Source organism: Aeromonas sp. ASNIH4 (assembly GCF_002934425.1).
In the GTDB taxonomy this organism is placed as follows: domain Bacteria; phylum Pseudomonadota; class Gammaproteobacteria; order Enterobacterales; family Aeromonadaceae; genus Aeromonas; species Aeromonas hydrophila.
Genome location: NZ_CP026217.1, coordinates 1,802,488 through 1,820,500 on the forward strand (window position 1 = coordinate 1,802,488; position 18,013 = coordinate 1,820,500).

An 18,013-nucleotide genomic window follows, 5' to 3' on the forward strand; every position below is an offset into this window, starting at 1 on the left:
TCTCTCTTTAGCGCAACTCACGCCATCAGATATCCACCTGGGATCCCAGCTCGATGACCCGGTTGGGCGGGATCTCGAACTGATCCGGTGCGCGCAGGGCATTGCGCTGCAGCAGCATAAAGAGTTTGCCGCGCAGGTAGAGGTACCAGGGGCGCTCCTTCATGATCAGCGACTCGTGGGCCATGAAGAAGGAGGTCTCCATCATCCGGCAGCTCAGCCCCTCGGCGTTGCAGCGGTGGAAGATCTCCTCCACGTTGGGAGTCTCGCGCCAGCCATAGCTTGCCACCACCCGCCAGAAGGTGGGGGATAGCTGCTCGATGCAGACCCGGCGCACGTTGTGAACGTAGGGCACCTCTTCCACCCGCAGGGTGAGCAGGATGATCCGCTCGTGCAGCACCTTGTTGTGCTTGAGGTTGTGCAGGAGCGCATGGGGGATCACGTTGACCACCCGCGACATATAGACCGCCGTGCCGGCCACCCGGGTCGGCGGGGATTTTTCCAGCGAGGCGATCATCGGCTCCAGCGAATTGCCGTGCTCGTTGAGGCGACGAATAAGTTGGAAGCGCTCGCTCTTCCAGCTGGTCATCACGGTGAACATCACCGCGCCCAGGGTGAGCGGCAGCCAGCCGCCGGAGAAGATCTTGGCAAGGTTGGCGGCAAACAGCGGCACGTCGATGGCCAGCAGCGCGATAAACAGGGCGGCCACCAGGTACTTGTTCCAGTGCCAGCTGTGGCGGGCCACCGAGCAGGAGAGGATGGAGGTGAGCACCATGGTGCCGGTGACGGCGATGCCGTAGGCCGCCGCCAGATTGCTGGAGTGCTCGAAGCTCATGATGACGATCACCACCGAGATATAGAGCATCCAGTTGATGACCGGAATATAGATCTGGCCGGACTCCTGCTCGGAGGTGTGCACGATGCGGATGGGAGAGAGATAACCGAGCCGTACCGCCTGCCGGGTCAGTGAAAAGACCCCGGAGATCACGGCCTGCGAGGCGATCACCGTGGCCAGGGTCGCCAGCAGCAGCAGCGGCAGCAGCGCCCATTTCGGTGCAAGCAGGAAGAAGGGGTTGGTGATGGCCTCGGGATGAGCCAGCAGCAGCGCCCCCTGGCCGAAGTAGTTGAGCACCAGAGAGGGCAACACCACCATAAACCAGGCGCGCCGGATCGGGCTCTTGCCAAAGTGGCCCATGTCGGCGTAGAGCGCCTCTACCCCGGTGATGGCCAGCACCACGGCGCCGAGGGCAAAGAAGGAGGCCGTCTGGTACTTGGCAAAGAAGCGCAGCGCCCAGACGGGGTTGAGCGCCCCCAGCACCTCGGGGTGCTGGAAGATGCTGTTCAGACCCAGCACCGCCAGGGTGATGAACCAGGTGAGCATGATGGGGGCGAACAGCTTGCCCACGGTGGCGGTGCCGTGTTTCTGGATGGCGAACAGCAGGGTCAGCACCAGCACCGAGAGCGGCACTATATAGGGGTCGAGGGAGGGGGCGGCGATGTTCAAGCCCTCGATGGCCGACATCACCGACATGGCCGGGGTGATCACCACCTCGCCATAGAAGAAGCTGCCGCCAATCAGCCCCAGGATGATCAGCAAGGGGGTCCACTTGGCCGGGGTGTTGCGGGTGGCCAGCGACATCAGGGTGAGGATGCCCCCTTCGCCGGCGTTGTCGGCCCGCATCACGAAGGAGAGATACTTGACCGAGACCACCAGGATCAGCAGCCAGAAGATCAGTGAAAGAAAGCCCAGGATGGAGGCGGGCTCCACCCCGAAACCGAACTGGCCGGAGAGGCACTCGCGCAGGGTATAGAGCGGGCTGGTGCCGATGTCGCCATAGACCACGCCGATCGCCGCCAGCGTAACGCCGGACAGGGCTTGTTTGTGATTACCGTTCATGAAGTTGTCTGTCAGTTTGATGGTGACAATTGGCCAGCACGGGCCGCCCCCGTCTATCGGGCGTGCGGCAGGTGCCGCAGGAACGCATTAATGGATTGCGATGGGAAAGGGAGCTAACTGGATATAAAGAGGCTTATCATGGGACACAGTCTGTTCATCTGCCGTTAAGGGTATAATGACACACCCGTCGTGGGTTTATGCTCAGGTATAAATAATCAAAAAGGGGTGGCTAACGAAATTATTAATTGGCCACTGATTGAAATACCCCGCCCAGACCATGGCAAGTGATTGTTTTAACTGGCTATCCATTTTTGCCAGCGTTTTGCATCAAGCTGGCTAAGAAATAAACGATAAAATGCTGACCAATAAAGAGGGGCTCTGGCAGTAAAGGATGGGGGGTAAGGCTGCGATGGAGTCTTTATTAGACGAAAGGTCAGGTGCAATGAACGATGTTCATTGCACTATTTACATGAATAGCTAGGTTATGAAATAAGGGTAAATTTTCTAATAATAATTGCCAGAGAGAACAAGACTTTTCAACTGAGATAGTGTTTTCATTGGACTATCTCGATGAAGCATTCGATGACAGTTAGAGCAAACTACAGCTAAATCAGATAATGTAGTCTCTACTTGCTTTTCTGCATCCGCCAATTTGATAAGGTGGTGAATTTCACAAAAGTCCTCACCTAGAACACCATAGACTTTTTTAAAGTCGAAAGAGCATACTTCACATACGAGTTTTCCAGTGCGTTCTAAAATTTGTCTTTTCTTAAGTTTAACTATTTTCTGGTTTCTTTCTCTTTTGATATGAGCTAATAACCGAGGGTTACCTTCCAGAGCAGAAAAGTCGATATCTGGAATGATGTCGCTAAAATCATAGCCCTCAATAAATTCTAGAATTGGTCGAGTATATTGGTTGCTGTCTTCAGTGTTGGCAAACCAAACGTTACTTTGTCCTATACCTCCTTTTACTGCCCTAGGAATCATTAAATGACGTTGCTCCATGGGAAGTAAGGTTACATTGTCTTTATGTGCTTTAATTCGAAAGATATTTATCCCACTCTCCTTGTGTTTTATGCTTTCCAGGTTTAAAAATTGCTCATGTCTAAATACTGTCGCATGTTTATACCAACCCACAACCGCAGTACCACCAGAATCTGGACCAGCAGTCCAAATTACTAGTACATCATCTATGGATTCATCTGATTTGGATGCGCCTAATTTTTCTAGTTTTATTTGCCCAGTAGGTCTTACATAGCCAAATATTTGGTTGTCAACCTCTGTGAAATTACAAGCCTCATGTCCAGTATCATTTTTATTATAGGCTCCACCACGCTCAGGCTTATCATTGTAAATTCCATCATATCGTTTCATCCAGCCGACATTGCAGAATAAATATTTCATACTCCCTCCGAAAAATAAACTTCATGACTGCGATATTGTCATATTGGTTTTCAAGTGAGGCACATGATAACCGGAAAGATGAAAAATAGAAGAGCGAGAGATATAAAACAGGATCTAACTCAATAAATTAATTATTAAGGTTTTTGTTTTGCCTCGCGATTTTACAGTAAAACCAAAAAAACTCTGACTGTACTGCGCTAGCTTTGCGCTTTATGGTGGCTATTTGGAGCTCTTTCTTCAGGGGGCATTTTCTCGGATTTTGCCCTCCCACTTGCTAGCTGTATGGTGCCCGATCCCTGTGTAGAGCCACTCGGGTCTGCTCTGTAAAGTGGTTGGGGAGGAGATCATCAGCCAGTGTCGACCTCGTCACTTTTGTCATGTCGAGCAGGGGGGCGGCCTCTTCGTCACCCTCGTCAGTTGCGGCTAATGCCGCCTTTGTCATCCAGATTATCTCTTTATTTTCATAGGTTTGTGATTTTATGACGGGCCATCTGCCGGTGTTGGTCTGATAAATGCTTTGTGGGGGCAGACCGCGTTGTCACCTGCCAGGTGGGTGAGGGCGGTCGGGTGTAACGAACCATTTAGGATCCCTCTCTATGAACAGCTTCGTGATTGCAGATCCCAGTCTCTGTATTGGGTGTCGTACCTGTGAGGTGGCCTGCGCCGTTTCACACCAGTCAGGGTCCTGCAGCGGGACCCTTGAGCGGGAGGGCGGCCTGCATCTTGCCATCGAGGATGGACATCTGGTCTCCAAGGACAGCCATTTTCAGCCGCGCCTGAAGGTGATCGTGGGCAGCAAGGTGACCACGCCGGTGCTCTGCCGCCAGTGTGAAGACAAGCCGTGCGCAATGGCCTGCCCCAACAACGCCATCGTCACCGAGGATGGTTGCGTCAAGGTGCTGCAGGCGCGCTGCATCGGCTGCAAGTCCTGCGTGGTGGCCTGTCCTTACGGCGCCATGGCGGTGGTGGTGAAAGAGGTGGCCCCCACGGCCGATTCGCTCTTCAAGCGGCCGCAGACCAAGGCGCAGGCGCTCAAGTGCGATCTCTGCCAGCACCGCGAGGCGGGCCCGGCCTGTGTCGAAGTGTGCCCGACCCAGGCGCTGCGGCTGGTCACGCCGGCCCATCTTGACACCCTGAACCGGCAGAAGCAGCTGGCCAGTGCCGAGGCCCTGCTGGCGATGCCGGCGCGGGTGTGAGCGGGCTTGCCGAGCCGTTTTTCGTTAACAAACAAGAGTGTGAGTCATGAAAAAAGTCATTACCGTGTGCCCCTATTGCGGCACCGGTTGCAAAATCAACCTGCTGGTTGAAAACGACAAGGTGGTGGGGGCCGAAGGCGCCAACGGCCGGACCAACGAGGGGCAGCTCTGCCTCAAGGGCTATTACGGTTGGGATTTCTTGAACGACACCAACCTGCTGACCCCCCGTCTCAAGAGCCCGATGATCCGCCGCGAGCGCGGTGGCAAGCTCGAAGCCGTCTCCTGGGACGAAGCCATCGAGTTCGCCAGCAGCCGTCTCTCCGCCATCAAGGCGAAATATGGCCCGGACGCCATCATGACCACCGGCTCTGCCCGTGGCCCCGGCAATGAAGCCAACTATGTGATGCAAAAATTTGCCCGCGCCGTGCTTGGGACGAACAACGTCGATCACTGCGCGAGGGTGTGACACGCACCCTCAGTCTCCGGTCTGGAGACAACTGTAGGCAACGGCGCCATGAGCAACGCCATTCCCGAAATTCAAGAGACCAAGTGCCTGCTGGTGTTTGGTTACAACGCTGCTGACTCTCACCCCATCGTCGCCCGCCATATCCTCAAGGCGAAGGCAAACGGGGCCAAGGTGATTGTGTGTGATCCCCGAATGGTGGAGACCGCCCGCATCGCCGATCAGTGGCTGCCGCTCAAAAACGGTTCCAATATGGCGCTGGTCAACGCCTTCGCCAACGTCTTGATCAATGAAGGGCTCTACAACAAGGAGTTCGTCGCCAACTACACCGAAGGGTTTGACGCCTTCAAGGCCACGGTGGCCAAGTACACCCCGGAATACGTGGAGGGGATCACCGGCCTCAAAGCCGCCGATATCCGCGCCGCCATTCGCACCTATGCCGCATCGCCTGCTTCCATGATCCTGTGGGGCATGGGGGTGACCCAGTACGGTCAGGCGGTGGACGTGGTCAAGGGGCTCGCGGGTATTGCGCTGCTGACCGGCAACTTCGGTCGCCGTGGCACTGGCTGTGGGCCGGTACGCGGTCAGAACAACGTGCAGGGTACCTGCGACATGGGGATGCTGCCGCACCAGTTCCCGGGCTATCAGTCGGTGAGCGATCCTGCCATCAGCGCCAAGTTTGCCAAGGCGTGGGGGGTGGATGCGCTCTCCCAGAAACCGGGTTATCGGCTGACCGAGCTTGGCCACAAGGTGGAGGAGGGCAAGTGCAAGGCCTTCTACATCTTCGGGGAAGATCCGGCGCAGACCGAAGCAGATCTCGGTCAGTTCCGCCGTACCCTGGCGGGGATGGAGCTGGTGATCGTGCAGGATATCTTCATGACCCAGACCGCCGAGATGGCGGATGTGATCCTGCCCGCCACCAGCTGGGGCGAGCACGAGGGGGTTTACAGCTCGGCGGATCGCGGCTTCCAGCGCTTCTACAAGGCGGTGACGCCGCCGGACAACGTGAAACCGGACTGGGCCATCTTCTCGCTGATGGCGACCGCCATGGGGTATCCCATGGAGTATCGCGACACCGAGCAGATCTGGGACGAGCTGCGCGGACTCTGCCCGCTCTACGCCGGGGTCAGCTATGACAAGATGGCCGATCTCAAGAGCGTGCAGTGGCCCTGTCCGACCGAGGATCACCCGGGCACCAGCACCCTGTTCGAGGGGAACGTGTTCACCACCCCGAGCGGCAAGGGTCAGCTGATTGCCTCCGAGTGGCGGCCGCCGCTGGAGCAGCCCTGTGCCGAGTACCCGCTGGTGCTCTCCACCGTGCGCGAAGTGGGTCACTACTCCTGCCGCTCCATGACCGGCAACTGCTCGGCGCTGCAAACCTTGGCCGATGAGCCGGGCTATGTGCAGATCCACCCGAGCGATGCCAAGAAGCTCGGGGTGAAGGATCAGGCGCTGGTCTGGATCTCGTCGCGGCGCGGCAAGGTGATCACCCGGGCCAACTACAACGAGCGGGTCAACGCCGGGGTGGTCTACATGACCTACCAGTGGTGGATCGGGGCCTGCAACGAGCTCACCATCGAGCACGTTGACCCCGTCTCCTACACGCCGGAATACAAGTACTGCGCAGTGAAAATTGAGCGTATCGAGGATCAGCCGGGGGCGGAAGTGTACGTCCAGACTGAATACAGCGCGCTCAAGGCGAAATTGCGCAGCGCCGCCAAAGGGTAATCGTCGTTAATAAAGTGGATCCAGGCTCTGTATACAGGGCCCGGATCCGCTCATCCTTTTTTCAGCTGGCAGGTGTCCATCATGAAAAATGAATTAAATCTTTCGTTCGGGATCTTTTATGTCTCCGCTTATTTGCTGGTGATGTTGTTAGGGATTGGGTGTTTTCTATGGCACGACGAATTGATATTTCTGCTGGGGTTTTCCTTCTTTGGCTGTTTTATCGCCGCGCGCATCGCCATGAGCGCCGTGCTGGCGGCATTGAGCGTGCAGGCGGCCTGGCTCATTGCCTTTCTCTCCACCACCCTGGTCAATTGCCTGCTGGCGGGCGTGCTGGGGCTCGGTGTTTATCTCACCCATCGGGTAGTGTCGGTGGAAATAGCTGACAATATCAGTGGGTTATTGCTGGGGCTTCAGCTCTTTTCAGCCGCCTTCATCTTCGGCGGGCTGAAACTGCACAACTACCGGCTGCTCTCCTCATGATCCTGCGACAGCGGCAACAGGGGCAGAGGATGGGCCAGTTGGCGGCGATATGCGGCGAATGACGGCGATAGTGACGCCATATTTGGGCGCGGCGGGAAATATCCGCTGACGGAGCTGTAATATGTGCCAGGGCCGGCTTGGTTGTAATGGGGATGGGGCTAACTTATTATGCCAACCATCCTGCGATAATCTGCGCGATGCTATTTCGCTGCATGTTAGTTTTTATAATTAAGCGTTAAGTTTTTAAAAATTAATTATAACATCTGACTGCGATGGCTGATGCATTGTTTACCGTTGTTGCCGTGCTGCAATTGGCCGGCAAGGGTACCCATCTAGATGTAATGCGAGGCCTGAATGCTGAATGTGAGTGCCATTCCGTTGACCGACATCTCACCCATCTGGGATGACGGCTTTCTCTCCCTCTCCAAGAACCTGCTCTCCGCCGTCACCCTGGACGACTTCATCAAGAAGCTGAACCGGATCCAGCCCTGCTTTCGCCAGGTGGATCGGGTCAACCTCATCCTCAACCTGGGGACGGGGGAGGAGGCGGTCTTCTACTACCTGGGGGTGCAGGGGCCGGCTCACCTCATCTGCCGCAAGGCCGATCTCCATTTTTCCCGCGAGCAGGCCATCGTGCTGCCGGCGAGCCGCTTTCGCCACCGCTGCGAACAGCTGGCGAGCACTCCTGTCTATGACGGCTTGCAATCCTACTGCCAGCTGCCCATCACCACCGCCCGCAGCCACCTGGGCGGGGTGGAGTTCATCAGCCGCGAGGCCAACGCCTTCCCGATGGAGACCCTGGCCAAGCTGACCCAGCTGGCGGCCATCGTCGCCATTGCGCTGGAGAACGTGCTCGACAAGGAGCGCACCCTGGAGCAGGCCAACTCCCTGCGCCTTGAGCGCGACAGCTGCAAGATCCTGGTGGACGTGACCAACGCGGTGATCAAACTGGTGCGTATCGCCGAGCTGCCCCAGAGCCTGTTCACCATACTGCACCACCACTTTGGCATCAGCAGCCTGTGCCTGGCCGAGTACAACGCCACCTCCGACAGCTTCAAGAGTTACCTGGTCAATCAGCAGCAGCGTGAACAGCCCGGCATCATCAACCATTCGTGTTTTGAGAAGAACTGCCTGCAGGGGGCCCTCGGTCACAGCGAGCCCTTCTTCCTCTATCGCGAGCAGGGTCACGGCTGTCAGTCGAGCTGCCGCTTCACCTCCCAGATCCTGCCCCCCGACGCCGACAGCTCCTGCATCCTGCCGCTGCGCTATCGGGGCAACCTGCTGGGGGTGTTGATCCTCTCCCACCCCGAGGCGGATTTCTTCGCCGACCTCGATATCTCGCTGCTCGAACAAGTGGCGGCGCGCACGGCGATTGCCATGAACAACGTGCAGGCGCAGCAGGAGATCTCCAACACCACCGGCGCTAGGGAGAAGACCCTTAGGGTCGACGGACCCGCACCGCAGGGGGACTTTGCCAACATCATCTACCAGAGCGCCGTGATGGAGAAGGTGCTGGAGAAGGTGAAGCTGGTGGCCCAGAGCGACTGCACCGTGCTCATTCTGGGGGAGACCGGCACCGGCAAGGAGCTGATCGCCCAGGCCATTCACGCCCTGAGTGCCCGCCACGATCACGAGATGGTCAAGGTGAACTGCGCCGCCATTCCTACCGGCCTTATCGAGAGCGATCTGTTCGGCCACGAGAAGGGGGCCTTCACCGGGGCGCTGACCCAGCGCATCGGCCGCTTCGAGCGGGCCCACAAGGGCACCCTGTTCCTCGACGAGGTGGGGGACATGCCGCTCGATCTGCAGCCCAAACTGTTGCGGGTCTTGCAGGAGCACGAGCTGGAGCGGGTGGGCAACAGCAACCCCATTGCCATCGACGTGCGGCTGGTGGCGGCCACCAACTGCGATCTGCTCTCCATGGTCAAGAACAAGCGCTTTAGAAGCGATCTCTATTACCGGCTCAACGTCTTTCCCATCGAGCTGCCGCCCCTGCGTGAGCGGCGTGAGGATATTCCGCTCTTGGTCAACTTCTTCATCAAGAAGATCGCCAAGCGGATGCGCCGCACCATCACCTCCATCCCGGCCGACGCCATGAAGATGCTGGTGTCGCTCCCCTGGTACGGCAACATCCGTGAGCTGGAGAACATCATCGAACGGGCGGTGGTGATGACCCGCGGCCATGTGCTCAACCTCTCGCCGGACGAGCTGCTGCCCCTCAAGGGCTTTCACAAGATAGAGACCCTGGTCTATGACGAGCCGGCCCGGGAGCTGTTCCGTGAACCGCTGCCCGCCTTGCCGCAGAGTGACGAGGCACAGGGGGAGGATGAGCGGGTCAGCATCATCCGGGCGCTGAAGGCGTGCAATAGCATCGTTGCCGGCGAGCGGGGCGCGGCCCAGCGTCTCGGCATGAAGCGCACCACCTTGCTGTCGAAAATGAAACGGCTCGGGATCTCGGCCAAAGATCCCCGCACCCTCAACTAAGGGGCACTTAGATGTTGCTTGAACTCGACCCCGATACCCCGCAGGCGCTCAGCGCCCATCGCGAGGTGGTCCATTATCATCAGCGCGGCGTCACCACCGACAGCGCCATGCAGCTGCCCTGCGAAACCCCGGTGGCGCTGGTCTACAACGGCATCGCCCACAGCGTGATGATGTGCTCGGCCGCCGATCTGGAGGATTTCGCCATCGGCTTCTCGCTCTCCGAGGGGATCATCGACAGCCTGCTCGATATCCACGACATCGAGCAGCAGAGCGCCTGTCGCGGCATCGAGCTGCACATCACCCTGGCCAATCGCTGCGTCCATCGCCTGAAAGAGAAGCGGCGCACCCTGGCCGGGCGCACCGGGTGCGGCATCTGCGGCAGCGAGAGCCTGGAGCAGGTGGTGCGCGCCCAGCCAAGGCTGCCCGACAGCCAGCGCTTTGCGGTGGGCCATATCGACAAGGTGCTGGCGGCGCTGCGCCCGCTCCAGCTGCTGGGGCAGAGCACGGGGGCGACCCATGCCGCCGTGCACGTGGACGGCGAGGGCAACATCCTCGCCATTCGCGAGGACGTGGGGCGCCATATCGCGCTGGACAAGCTGGTGGGACACCTGCAGCGAAGTCAACGGCGCGACGGAGCCATCCTGGTGACCAGCCGCGCCAGCTTCGAGATGGTGCAAAAGTGCGCCAGCGCGGGGGTGGAGATCTTGCTCGCCATCTCGGCTGCCACCGAGCTCGCGGTCGAGCGGGCCGAGCAGACCGGGCTCACCCTGGTGGGCTTTTGCCGCCCGGGGCGGGCGGAGATCTACAGCGGCCGCCAGCGCATCCTGCTGGCGAGCGCGGCATCATCCCCCGTTTCGGCAGAGGGCTGAGGGCACAAGGCCATTGGCGCTCGGGGTTGGCTCGGGTATAGTCCTGCGCCAACAAGATAGGTTCGGTCGCGCTCCTTGCCCGTCAGGGCGCCGCGGCCGACACAGCGCCAAAGGATACCAAGCCCATGAAATTCAGCCCGCTGCTGGATGAGATGATGAAAGCCCTGCAGGTGCTGCCGGGTGTCGGCCCCAAGTCGGCCCAGCGCATGGCATTTACCCTGCTCGAGCGTGAGCGCAGCGGCGGCCTGCGGCTGGCCCAGCTGCTCTCTCGCGCCCTGACCGAGATTGGCCACTGCAGCCACTGCCGTACCTTCACCGAGAATGAGCGCTGCGAGATCTGCGCCAATCCCAAGCGCGAAGAGAACGGCCTGCTGTGCGTGGTGGAGAGCCCGGCGGACGTGGCTGCCATCGAGCAGACCGGCCAGTTCTCCGGCCGCTACTTCGTGCTGATGGGCCACCTCTCGCCGCTGGACGGCATTGGCCCGGAAGAGCTGGGGCTGGAGATCCTGGAGCGACGGTTGAAAGACGAGGCGATCAGCGAGCTGATCTTGGCCACCAACCCCACCATCGAAGGGGACGCCACCGCCTGGTACATCGCCGACATGGCCCGTGCCGCCGGCGTCAAGGTGAGCCGGATTGCCCACGGGGTGCCGGTGGGCGGCGAGCTGGAGCTGGTGGACGGCACCACGCTCTCCCACTCCCTGATGGGGCGTCAGCCCCTTAATTGAGTCAGCGTCAGCCCCTGAACTGAGTCAGCCTGTGTTCTTCAACAGGTCCTGCGTCGCGACTCAGCAGCAATACCAGAACCCGCCCCGGCGGGTTTTTTGTTGGGTAACAGGGTCGATTGGCGCAAAAATCGCCATTCGCACACCTCGGCGTTTTGTCCCCCTTGAAATGGCGATCGCCGGCCCCATCTTGGATCGGGAATATGTTCAACCCGAATCGCCTGAGGATAGTGTCGATGACCCAAAGCGTTCATGCCGAAACCCACGGGTTTCAGACTGAAGTCAAACAACTGCTGAGCCTGATGGCCCACAGCCTCTACTCCAACAAAGAAGTGTTCCTGCGCGAGCTTATTTCCAACGCCTCCGATGCGGCGGACAAGCTGCGCTTCAAGGCGCTTTCCGATGCCTCTTTGTTCGAAAACGACGGCCAGTTGCGCGTTCGCCTGGTGGTTGATAAAGAAAATCGGACCCTGACCATCTCCGACAACGGGATCGGTATGACCCGTGATCAGGTGATCGAGCACCTGGGCACCATCGCCAAGTCCGGCACCGCCGAGTTCTTCAAGAACCTCTCCGGTGATCAGGGCCGCGACTCCCAGCTGATCGGCCAGTTCGGGGTCGGTTTCTATTCCGCCTTCATCGTTGCCGACAAGGTGACCGTGGTGTCCCGCGCCGCCGGTACTGCTGCGGAGCAGGGCGTGCAGTGGGAGTCGGAAGGGGAAGGCTCCTTCACCGTGGCTGACGTGACCAAAGCCGGCCGCGGTACCGACGTCATCCTGCACCTGCGCGCCGAAGAGGACGAGTTCCTCGACGACTGGCGTCTGCGCTCCGTGGTGAGCAAATATTCCGATCACATCAGCGTGCCGGTGGAGATGTTCAAAGAGGGCACCCCGGATCGGGAAGAAGACGGTGAGACCATCGTCGGTACCCCGGGCGAGTGGGAGCAGGTCAACCGCGCCACTGCACTGTGGACTCGCAACCCGAAAGAGATCAAGGACGAGGAGTATCAGGAGTTCTACAAGCACGTCGCCCACGACTTCGAAGATCCGCTCTTGTGGGGTCACAACCGGGTGGAAGGGGCGCAGGAGTACACCAGCCTGCTCTACGTGCCGGCCCGCGCACCGTTCGATCTCTACAACCGGGATCAGAAACACGGCCTGAAGCTCTACGTGCAGCGCGTCTTCATCATGGACGACGCCGAACAGTTCATGCCGGCTTACCTGCGTTTCGTCAAAGGGGTGCTGGACTCCAACGATCTGCCGCTCAACGTCAGCCGTGAAATTCTGCAAGACAACAAGGTGACCGTCTCCCTGCGCAAGGCCTGCTCCAAGCGCGTGCTGACCATGCTGGCCAAGCTGGCCAAGGACGATGCCGAGAAATACGCCAAGTTCTGGAGCGAGTTCGGCAATGTGCTCAAAGAAGGTCCGGCCGAGGATTACGCCAACCGCGAAGAGATCGCCAAGCTGCTGCGCTTTGCCAGCACCGCCGGCGAGGGCGAAGCCCAGACCGTGTCGCTGGAGGATTATGTTGGCCGCATGAAGGAAGGTCAGCAGAAGATTTACTACATCACCGCCGACTCTTATGCCGCTGCCAAGAACAGCCCGCACCTCGAGATCTTCCGCAAGAAGGGTGTCGAAGTGCTGCTGATGTGGGAGCGGGTCGACGAGTGGCTGATGAGCCACCTGACCGAGTTCGACGGCAAGCAGCTGGTCTCCGTCACCCGTGGCGAGCTGGATCTCGGCGATCTGGAAGACGAAGCCTCCAAGCAGGCGCAAGAAGAGGCCGAGAAGGCCAACGCCGGTCTGGTGGAGCGGGTCAAGCAGAGCCTCGGGGATGCGGTAAAAGAGGTACGGGTCACCCACCGTCTGACCGACTCACCGTCCTGCATCGTCACCGATGCCCACGGCATGAGCACCCAGATGATCAAGCTGATGCGCGCCGCCGGTCAGCCGGTGCCGGAGCAGAAGTACATTCTGGAACTGAACCCTGACCACGCTCTGGTGAAGAAACTCGACACCATCCAGGACGAGGCGCTGTTCGGCGAGTGGGTCACCCTCTTGCACGAACAGGCCCAGCTGGCCGAGCAGGGCGGGCTCAATGATCCGGCGAGCTTCGTCTCCCGTATCAACCGTCTGTTACTCCAGGCATGATGTTTGGGCCCACTGCGTGCAGTGGGCTCTTTCTTTTCTGGCGCCTGCCCCGTTTGGGGCGGGCGCCAGTTGCGTGCAGCGCTGCTGCATTTTCACTCATTTTTCGTACACGGATCTGCGCCAATGGTCGTATTGCCATGTCGGAAAGATGGTGAAAAATAAGCCACTCACACGGGGCAAGCTTGTGAAAATGGGCGAAACCGTGTAGTTTTTTGCCTTCTCAAGAATTGAATAACCAATCAATAGGAGCGTGTATGCGCATTGTTCTGTTGGGGGCTCCGGGTGCCGGCAAGGGTACTCAGGCTCAGTTCATCATGGAAAAACACGGTATTCCGCAGATCTCCACCGGCGACATGCTGCGTGCCGCGATCAAGGCGGGCACCGAGCTGGGCCTCAAGGCCAAAGCCGTGATGGACGCAGGTCAGCTCGTCTCTGACGACATCATCATCGGCCTGGTCAAAGAGCGTATTGCCCAACCGGATTGCGCCAACGGCTTCCTGCTGGACGGTTTCCCGCGCACCATTCCCCAGGCGCAAGCCATGAAGGACGCCGGTGTTGCCGTGGACTTCGTACTGGAGTTCGACGTGCCGGACGAAGAGATCGTCAAGCGCATGAGCGGTCGTCGCGTTCATTCCGGTTCCGGCCGTACCTACCACGTGGTGTTCAACCCGCCGAAAGTGGAAGGCAAGGACGACGTGACCGGTGAAGATCTGGTGATCCGTGCCGACGACGAAGAGACCACAGTGCGCAAGCGTCTGGATGTGTACCATCAGCAGACCGCACCGCTCATCGGCTTCTACGGCAAGGAAGCGGAAGCGGGCAACACCCGTTACGTCAAGATTGATGGCACCCAGCCGGTGGATCTGGTCAGCAAGCAGCTGGCGACCATCCTGGGCTAAGCCCGCCATTGCCATCGTCCCCAAGGGGCCTGCGGCGATGTGCCAGTGAGACAAGGGCCCGGCATGGGCCCTTTCTTGCATTCAGACATAACAACAGAACGACAGGAAGCATACGTGACCACGAAAACCGGGATCTTGCTGGTCAATCTGGGTACCCCAGCCGCGCCCACCACGGCCGCCGTCAAGGCGTTTCTCAGCCAGTTTCTGCACGATCAGCGGGTCGTCGACCTGCCGCGCTACCTCTGGTGTCCTCTGCTCCACTTCATCATCCTGCCGACCCGCTCTCCCAAGGTGGCCAAGCTCTATCAGCAGGTGTGGACCGAGCAGGGCTCGCCGCTGATGGTGATAAGCAAGCAGCAGTGTGCGGCGCTGGAGCAGGAGCTCAAGCGCGAAGGGGTCGAGGTGCCGGTGGAGCTGGCCATGACCTACGGCTCCCCTTCGCTGGATGAGGGCTGGCAGGCGCTCAAGGCCAAGGGAGTCAACCGGGTGATCCTGTTGCCGCTCTATCCCCAGTATTCGGTCAGCACCACCGCCTCGGTGTTCGATGGCTGGGCCAAGGCGATGAAAAAAGAGCGCAACCTGCCGGTGGTGCGGCTCATTCGTGATTACCATGCTCACCCCGAATATATCCAGGCGCTGGCCATGAGCGTACGCCGCCACTGGGAACAGCACGGCCAGGGCGAGCACCTGCTGATGTCGTTCCACGGCATTCCCGAGCGCTACGAGCGGGAAGGGGATCCCTATGGTCACCAGTGCCGGCGCACCGCCGCCCTGCTGGCCGAGGCGCTCGGCCTCGATGCCAGCCAGTGGACCGCCAGCTTCCAGTCCCGTTTTGGCAAGGAGGAGTGGCTCAAGCCCTACACCGACGTGACCATCGGCGGCCTGCCGGCCACCGGGATCAAGCGGCTCGATGTGATCTGTCCCGCCTTTGCCGCCGACTGCCTCGAAACCCTGGAGGAGATCCAGGTGCAGAACCGGGAGATCTTCATGGCCGCCGGTGGCGAGCAGTTTGAATACATTCCGGCCCTCAACAGCGATCAGGCCCACATCCGCATGATGGTGTCGCTGATCTGCCGCGAGCTGGCCTGACAGACATACAGCCGGTGCCGCCCATCGGCACCGGCTGCCAGTCGTTCGCTATCCAAGGAGAAGGAGTTTCACCATGATGCATATCACCCTGATTTACGCCGGCCTCTTGGGGCTGCTGTTCCTGTTGCTCTCCTTCTGGGTGGTCAAGCGCCGGGCCCAGTTCAAGGTGATGATAGGGGAAGGGGAGGCGCCGGAGATGCGCGCCGCCATCCGGGCCCACGGCAACTTTGCCGAGTACGTGCCGCTCACCCTGCTGCTGATGGCGCTGTGCGAGCTGGCGGGTGTCGGGGCATTCTGGCTCCATGCTGGCGGCCTGGCGCTGCTGGTGGGACGGATCCTGCATGCCATCGGCATCCAGATCCCCAAGGCGCCCAACCTGCCGAGGCTGGTCGGTACCCTGCTGTTCTGGCTGGCGCTGGGGCTCTTCTCGGTGCTGGCGCTGGCACAGGGGCTCGCCGCCGGCTGAGTCTTGTTCGCTGCAAAAACCACCTCCTTGCGAGGTGGTTTTTTTGATGGGTTTTGGTAAACGTTTTCCTCTGCAGCCCGTGTCTATACTGACTTCATATTTTAATCAGGCGACTTTTCGGCACGGCGGATTGTGTTAAAATCCCGCCCCTCTTTCCCCCAGAGCACAAGAACATTGCCATGAAATTTCCCGGTCAGCGCAAGTCCAAACACTACTTTCCAGTGGATCGTCGTGATCCCCTCATCTCCCAGAGCGCGGTGCTTGCGGAGCGGGGCAAGGCCTATGTGGTCGGGATTGACCAGACACTGGTCGACATCGAGGCGCACGTTGATCTGGCATTTCTCGAGCGTTACGGCCTGAGCCGCGGCCACTCCATGCTCATCTCCGATGACGTGGCCGAGCAGATCTACGACGAGCTCAAGAGCAACAACATGGTGGTGAGCGAATTTGCCGGCGGCACCATCGGCAACACCATGCACAACTACTCGGTGCTGGCGGACTCCCACTCTATCCTGCTCGGCGTCATGAGCCAGGACATTCGCATCGGCAGCTACGCCTACCGTTACCTGTGCAACACCTCGTCACGGGTCAACCTCGACTACCTGCAGCCGGTAGACGGCCCGGTCGGTCGCTGCTTCACCTTCATCACTGAAGGGGGCGAGCGTAGCTTCGGCATCAACGCCGGCAAGATGGACCATCTGGATGTGGCCCACATCCCCGAGACCATCATCAAGGAGTCCTCCGCCCTGGTCATCACCGCCTACCTGGTGCGCGGTGAAGATGGCACCCCGATGAAGGACGCGGCCATGACCGCGGTGCGTTATGCCCGCGAGGCCGGTGTGCCGGTGGTGCTGACCCTGGGTACCCGCTTCGTCATCGAGTCCGACCCCCAGTGGTGGCGCGATTTCATCAGCGAGAACGTCACTGTGCTCGCCATGAACGAGGAGGAGGGTGAGGCCCTGACTGGCTTCTCCGATCCGCTGGCTGCCGCCGACAAGGCGCTGGACTGGGCCGACATGGTGCTCTGCACCGCAGGGCCGGTGGGGCTCTACATGGCGGCCTACACCGAAGAGGATTTCAAGCGCGAGACCACGCTGCCGCTGCTGCCCGGTGTCATCCCCGAGTTCAACATGTACGAGTTCAGCCGCCCCATGACCCGCAGCGGCTGCCGCGTGCCCAAGCGTATCTACTCCCACATCTCTCCCTACATGGGCGGGCCGGAGAAGATCAAGAACACCAACGGGGCAGGGGACGGGGCCCTCTCCGCCGTGCTGCACGACATGGTGGCCAACGCCTATCACCGCAGCGCCGTGCCCAACTCCGCCAAGCACGTGGCCGAGTTCCTCACCTACTCCTCGCTCTCCCAGGTGTGCAAGTACGCCAACCGGGTGAGCTACGAGGTGCTGGCTCAGAGCAGCCCGCGCCTGTCGCGCGGTCTGCCGGAGAAGGAAGACAGCCTGGAAGAGGTGTACTGGGAGCGTTGATCCCGCCCCTTGCGCTGAAAACGCCTCCTTCGGGAGGCGTTTTGTCAGGTAAAACCCGGCCGCGGGCAGTTTTTTGTGTGATAAACCCCAAGATGCTTGAGTCCATGTTACTTTTGCGACACCATTTGGCCACCGCATTGCCACTCGGCACTGCCGTGGCCGCAGCACCCGATAGAGAGAGAGCCCCATGAGTAAGTTAACTGACAATCTTGACGCCAATTTCCAACTGTTCATCGAAGAAGTCCGCGAGTCGGGTCAGGTATGGGGCTTGCGTTACGGTGAAGACTGGGTCGTCTGCCGCTCTGCCGAGTTCGAAGATGCCGACGTGATGCCGCTCTGGTCTGCCGAAGGGGATGCCCGCCTGCACTGTGTGGACGAGTGGGCCGATTACGAGCCGGAAGTGATCGAGCTGGAAGAGTTTCTCGACATCTGGATCAACGATCTGGACGAAGACGACGTGCTGGTCGGCCCGAACTGGAACGCCGATCTGGAAGGGCAGGAGCTCGAACCCATCGAGCTGGCCAAGGCGCTGGTGGAACTGGACGCCTGAACCACACTGCATTGAGCCGGGCCTTGGCCCGTCTGATGAGAACCGATATCCGCGAGGATGTCGGTTTTTTTATGGCCGGCTTGCAGAATACTGAATGAAAAGGCGATTTGGCTTTGCACCCGTCAGAGGGAT

14 protein-coding genes are annotated in these 18,013 nt (G+C 59.7%); 12 read left to right on the top strand and 2 right to left on the bottom strand.

The window, feature by feature from the left end:
* Positions 1 to 25: 25 nt before the first annotated feature.
* On the bottom strand, positions 26 to 1,894 hold the full coding sequence (gene kup, locus C2U40_RS08370; protein ID WP_010633733.1) for a low affinity potassium transporter Kup: 1,869 nt from the start codon (positions 1,892 to 1,894) through the stop codon (positions 26 to 28).
* 504 nt (positions 1,895 to 2,398) lie between these two features.
* Positions 2,399 to 3,298: an HNH endonuclease gene (locus C2U40_RS08375; RefSeq protein ID WP_103827575.1), complete on the bottom strand. Its 900-nt coding sequence runs from the start codon at positions 3,296 to 3,298 to the stop codon at positions 2,399 to 2,401.
* A gap of 596 nt (positions 3,299 to 3,894) precedes the next feature.
* On the opposite strand from C2U40_RS08375, the gene C2U40_RS08380 reads away from it, so the two are divergent.
* From C2U40_RS08380 to C2U40_RS08445, 12 genes are all read left to right on the top strand, one after another.
* Positions 3,895 to 4,494 (top strand): 4Fe-4S binding protein, encoded by a 600-nt coding sequence (locus C2U40_RS08380; protein ID WP_005301859.1) that lies wholly within the window; start codon positions 3,895 to 3,897, stop codon positions 4,492 to 4,494.
* Positions 4,495 to 4,540: 46 nt separating this feature from the next.
* Entirely contained in the window at positions 4,541 to 6,685 is a 2,145-nt protein-coding gene (gene fdhF / locus C2U40_RS08385; protein WP_103827576.1) for a formate dehydrogenase subunit alpha, read from the top strand.
* Positions 6,686 to 6,766: 81 nt separating this feature from the next.
* Positions 6,767 to 7,165 carry a hypothetical protein gene (locus C2U40_RS08390; RefSeq protein WP_103827577.1) on the top strand — a complete coding sequence of 133 codons (399 nt, stop codon included), beginning with the start codon at positions 6,767 to 6,769 and terminating at the stop codon, positions 7,163 to 7,165.
* A 354-nt stretch (positions 7,166 to 7,519) separates the two neighbouring features.
* On the top strand, positions 7,520 to 9,649 hold the full coding sequence (locus tag C2U40_RS08395) for a sigma 54-interacting transcriptional regulator (RefSeq protein ID WP_103827578.1): 2,130 nt from the start codon (positions 7,520 to 7,522) through the stop codon (positions 9,647 to 9,649).
* A gap of 11 nt (positions 9,650 to 9,660) precedes the next feature.
* Positions 9,661 to 10,518 (top strand): formate dehydrogenase accessory sulfurtransferase FdhD, encoded by an 858-nt coding sequence (gene fdhD, locus C2U40_RS08400; RefSeq protein ID WP_017784686.1) that lies wholly within the window; start codon positions 9,661 to 9,663, stop codon positions 10,516 to 10,518.
* A 125-nt stretch (positions 10,519 to 10,643) separates the two neighbouring features.
* Positions 10,644 to 11,246 (top strand): recombination mediator RecR, encoded by a 603-nt coding sequence (gene recR, locus C2U40_RS08405; RefSeq protein ID WP_010633741.1) that lies wholly within the window; start codon positions 10,644 to 10,646, stop codon positions 11,244 to 11,246.
* 233 nt (positions 11,247 to 11,479) lie between these two features.
* Positions 11,480 to 13,393, top strand: a complete 1,914-nt coding sequence (gene htpG / locus C2U40_RS08415) for a molecular chaperone HtpG (RefSeq protein WP_044800159.1) — start codon at positions 11,480 to 11,482, stop codon at positions 13,391 to 13,393.
* A gap of 254 nt (positions 13,394 to 13,647) precedes the next feature.
* The gene (gene adk / locus C2U40_RS08425) at positions 13,648 to 14,292 is read left to right on the top strand and encodes an adenylate kinase (RefSeq protein WP_011706319.1); all 645 of its coding nucleotides are present in this window, start codon (positions 13,648 to 13,650) and stop codon (positions 14,290 to 14,292) included.
* Between the two features lie 114 nt (positions 14,293 to 14,406).
* Positions 14,407 to 15,381, top strand: a complete 975-nt coding sequence (hemH, locus tag C2U40_RS08430; protein ID WP_181014776.1) for a ferrochelatase — start codon at positions 14,407 to 14,409, stop codon at positions 15,379 to 15,381.
* Positions 15,382 to 15,454: 73 nt separating this feature from the next.
* Positions 15,455 to 15,847 (top strand): MAPEG family protein, encoded by a 393-nt coding sequence (locus C2U40_RS08435; RefSeq protein ID WP_011706317.1) that lies wholly within the window; start codon positions 15,455 to 15,457, stop codon positions 15,845 to 15,847.
* Positions 15,848 to 16,026: 179 nt separating this feature from the next.
* Positions 16,027 to 17,331 (top strand): inosine/guanosine kinase, encoded by a 1,305-nt coding sequence (locus tag C2U40_RS08440; RefSeq protein ID WP_011706316.1) that lies wholly within the window; start codon positions 16,027 to 16,029, stop codon positions 17,329 to 17,331.
* Positions 17,332 to 17,518: 187 nt separating this feature from the next.
* On the top strand, positions 17,519 to 17,881 hold the full coding sequence (locus C2U40_RS08445) for a DUF2750 domain-containing protein (protein ID WP_010674427.1): 363 nt from the start codon (positions 17,519 to 17,521) through the stop codon (positions 17,879 to 17,881).
* Positions 17,882 to 18,013: the final 132 nt, after the last annotated feature.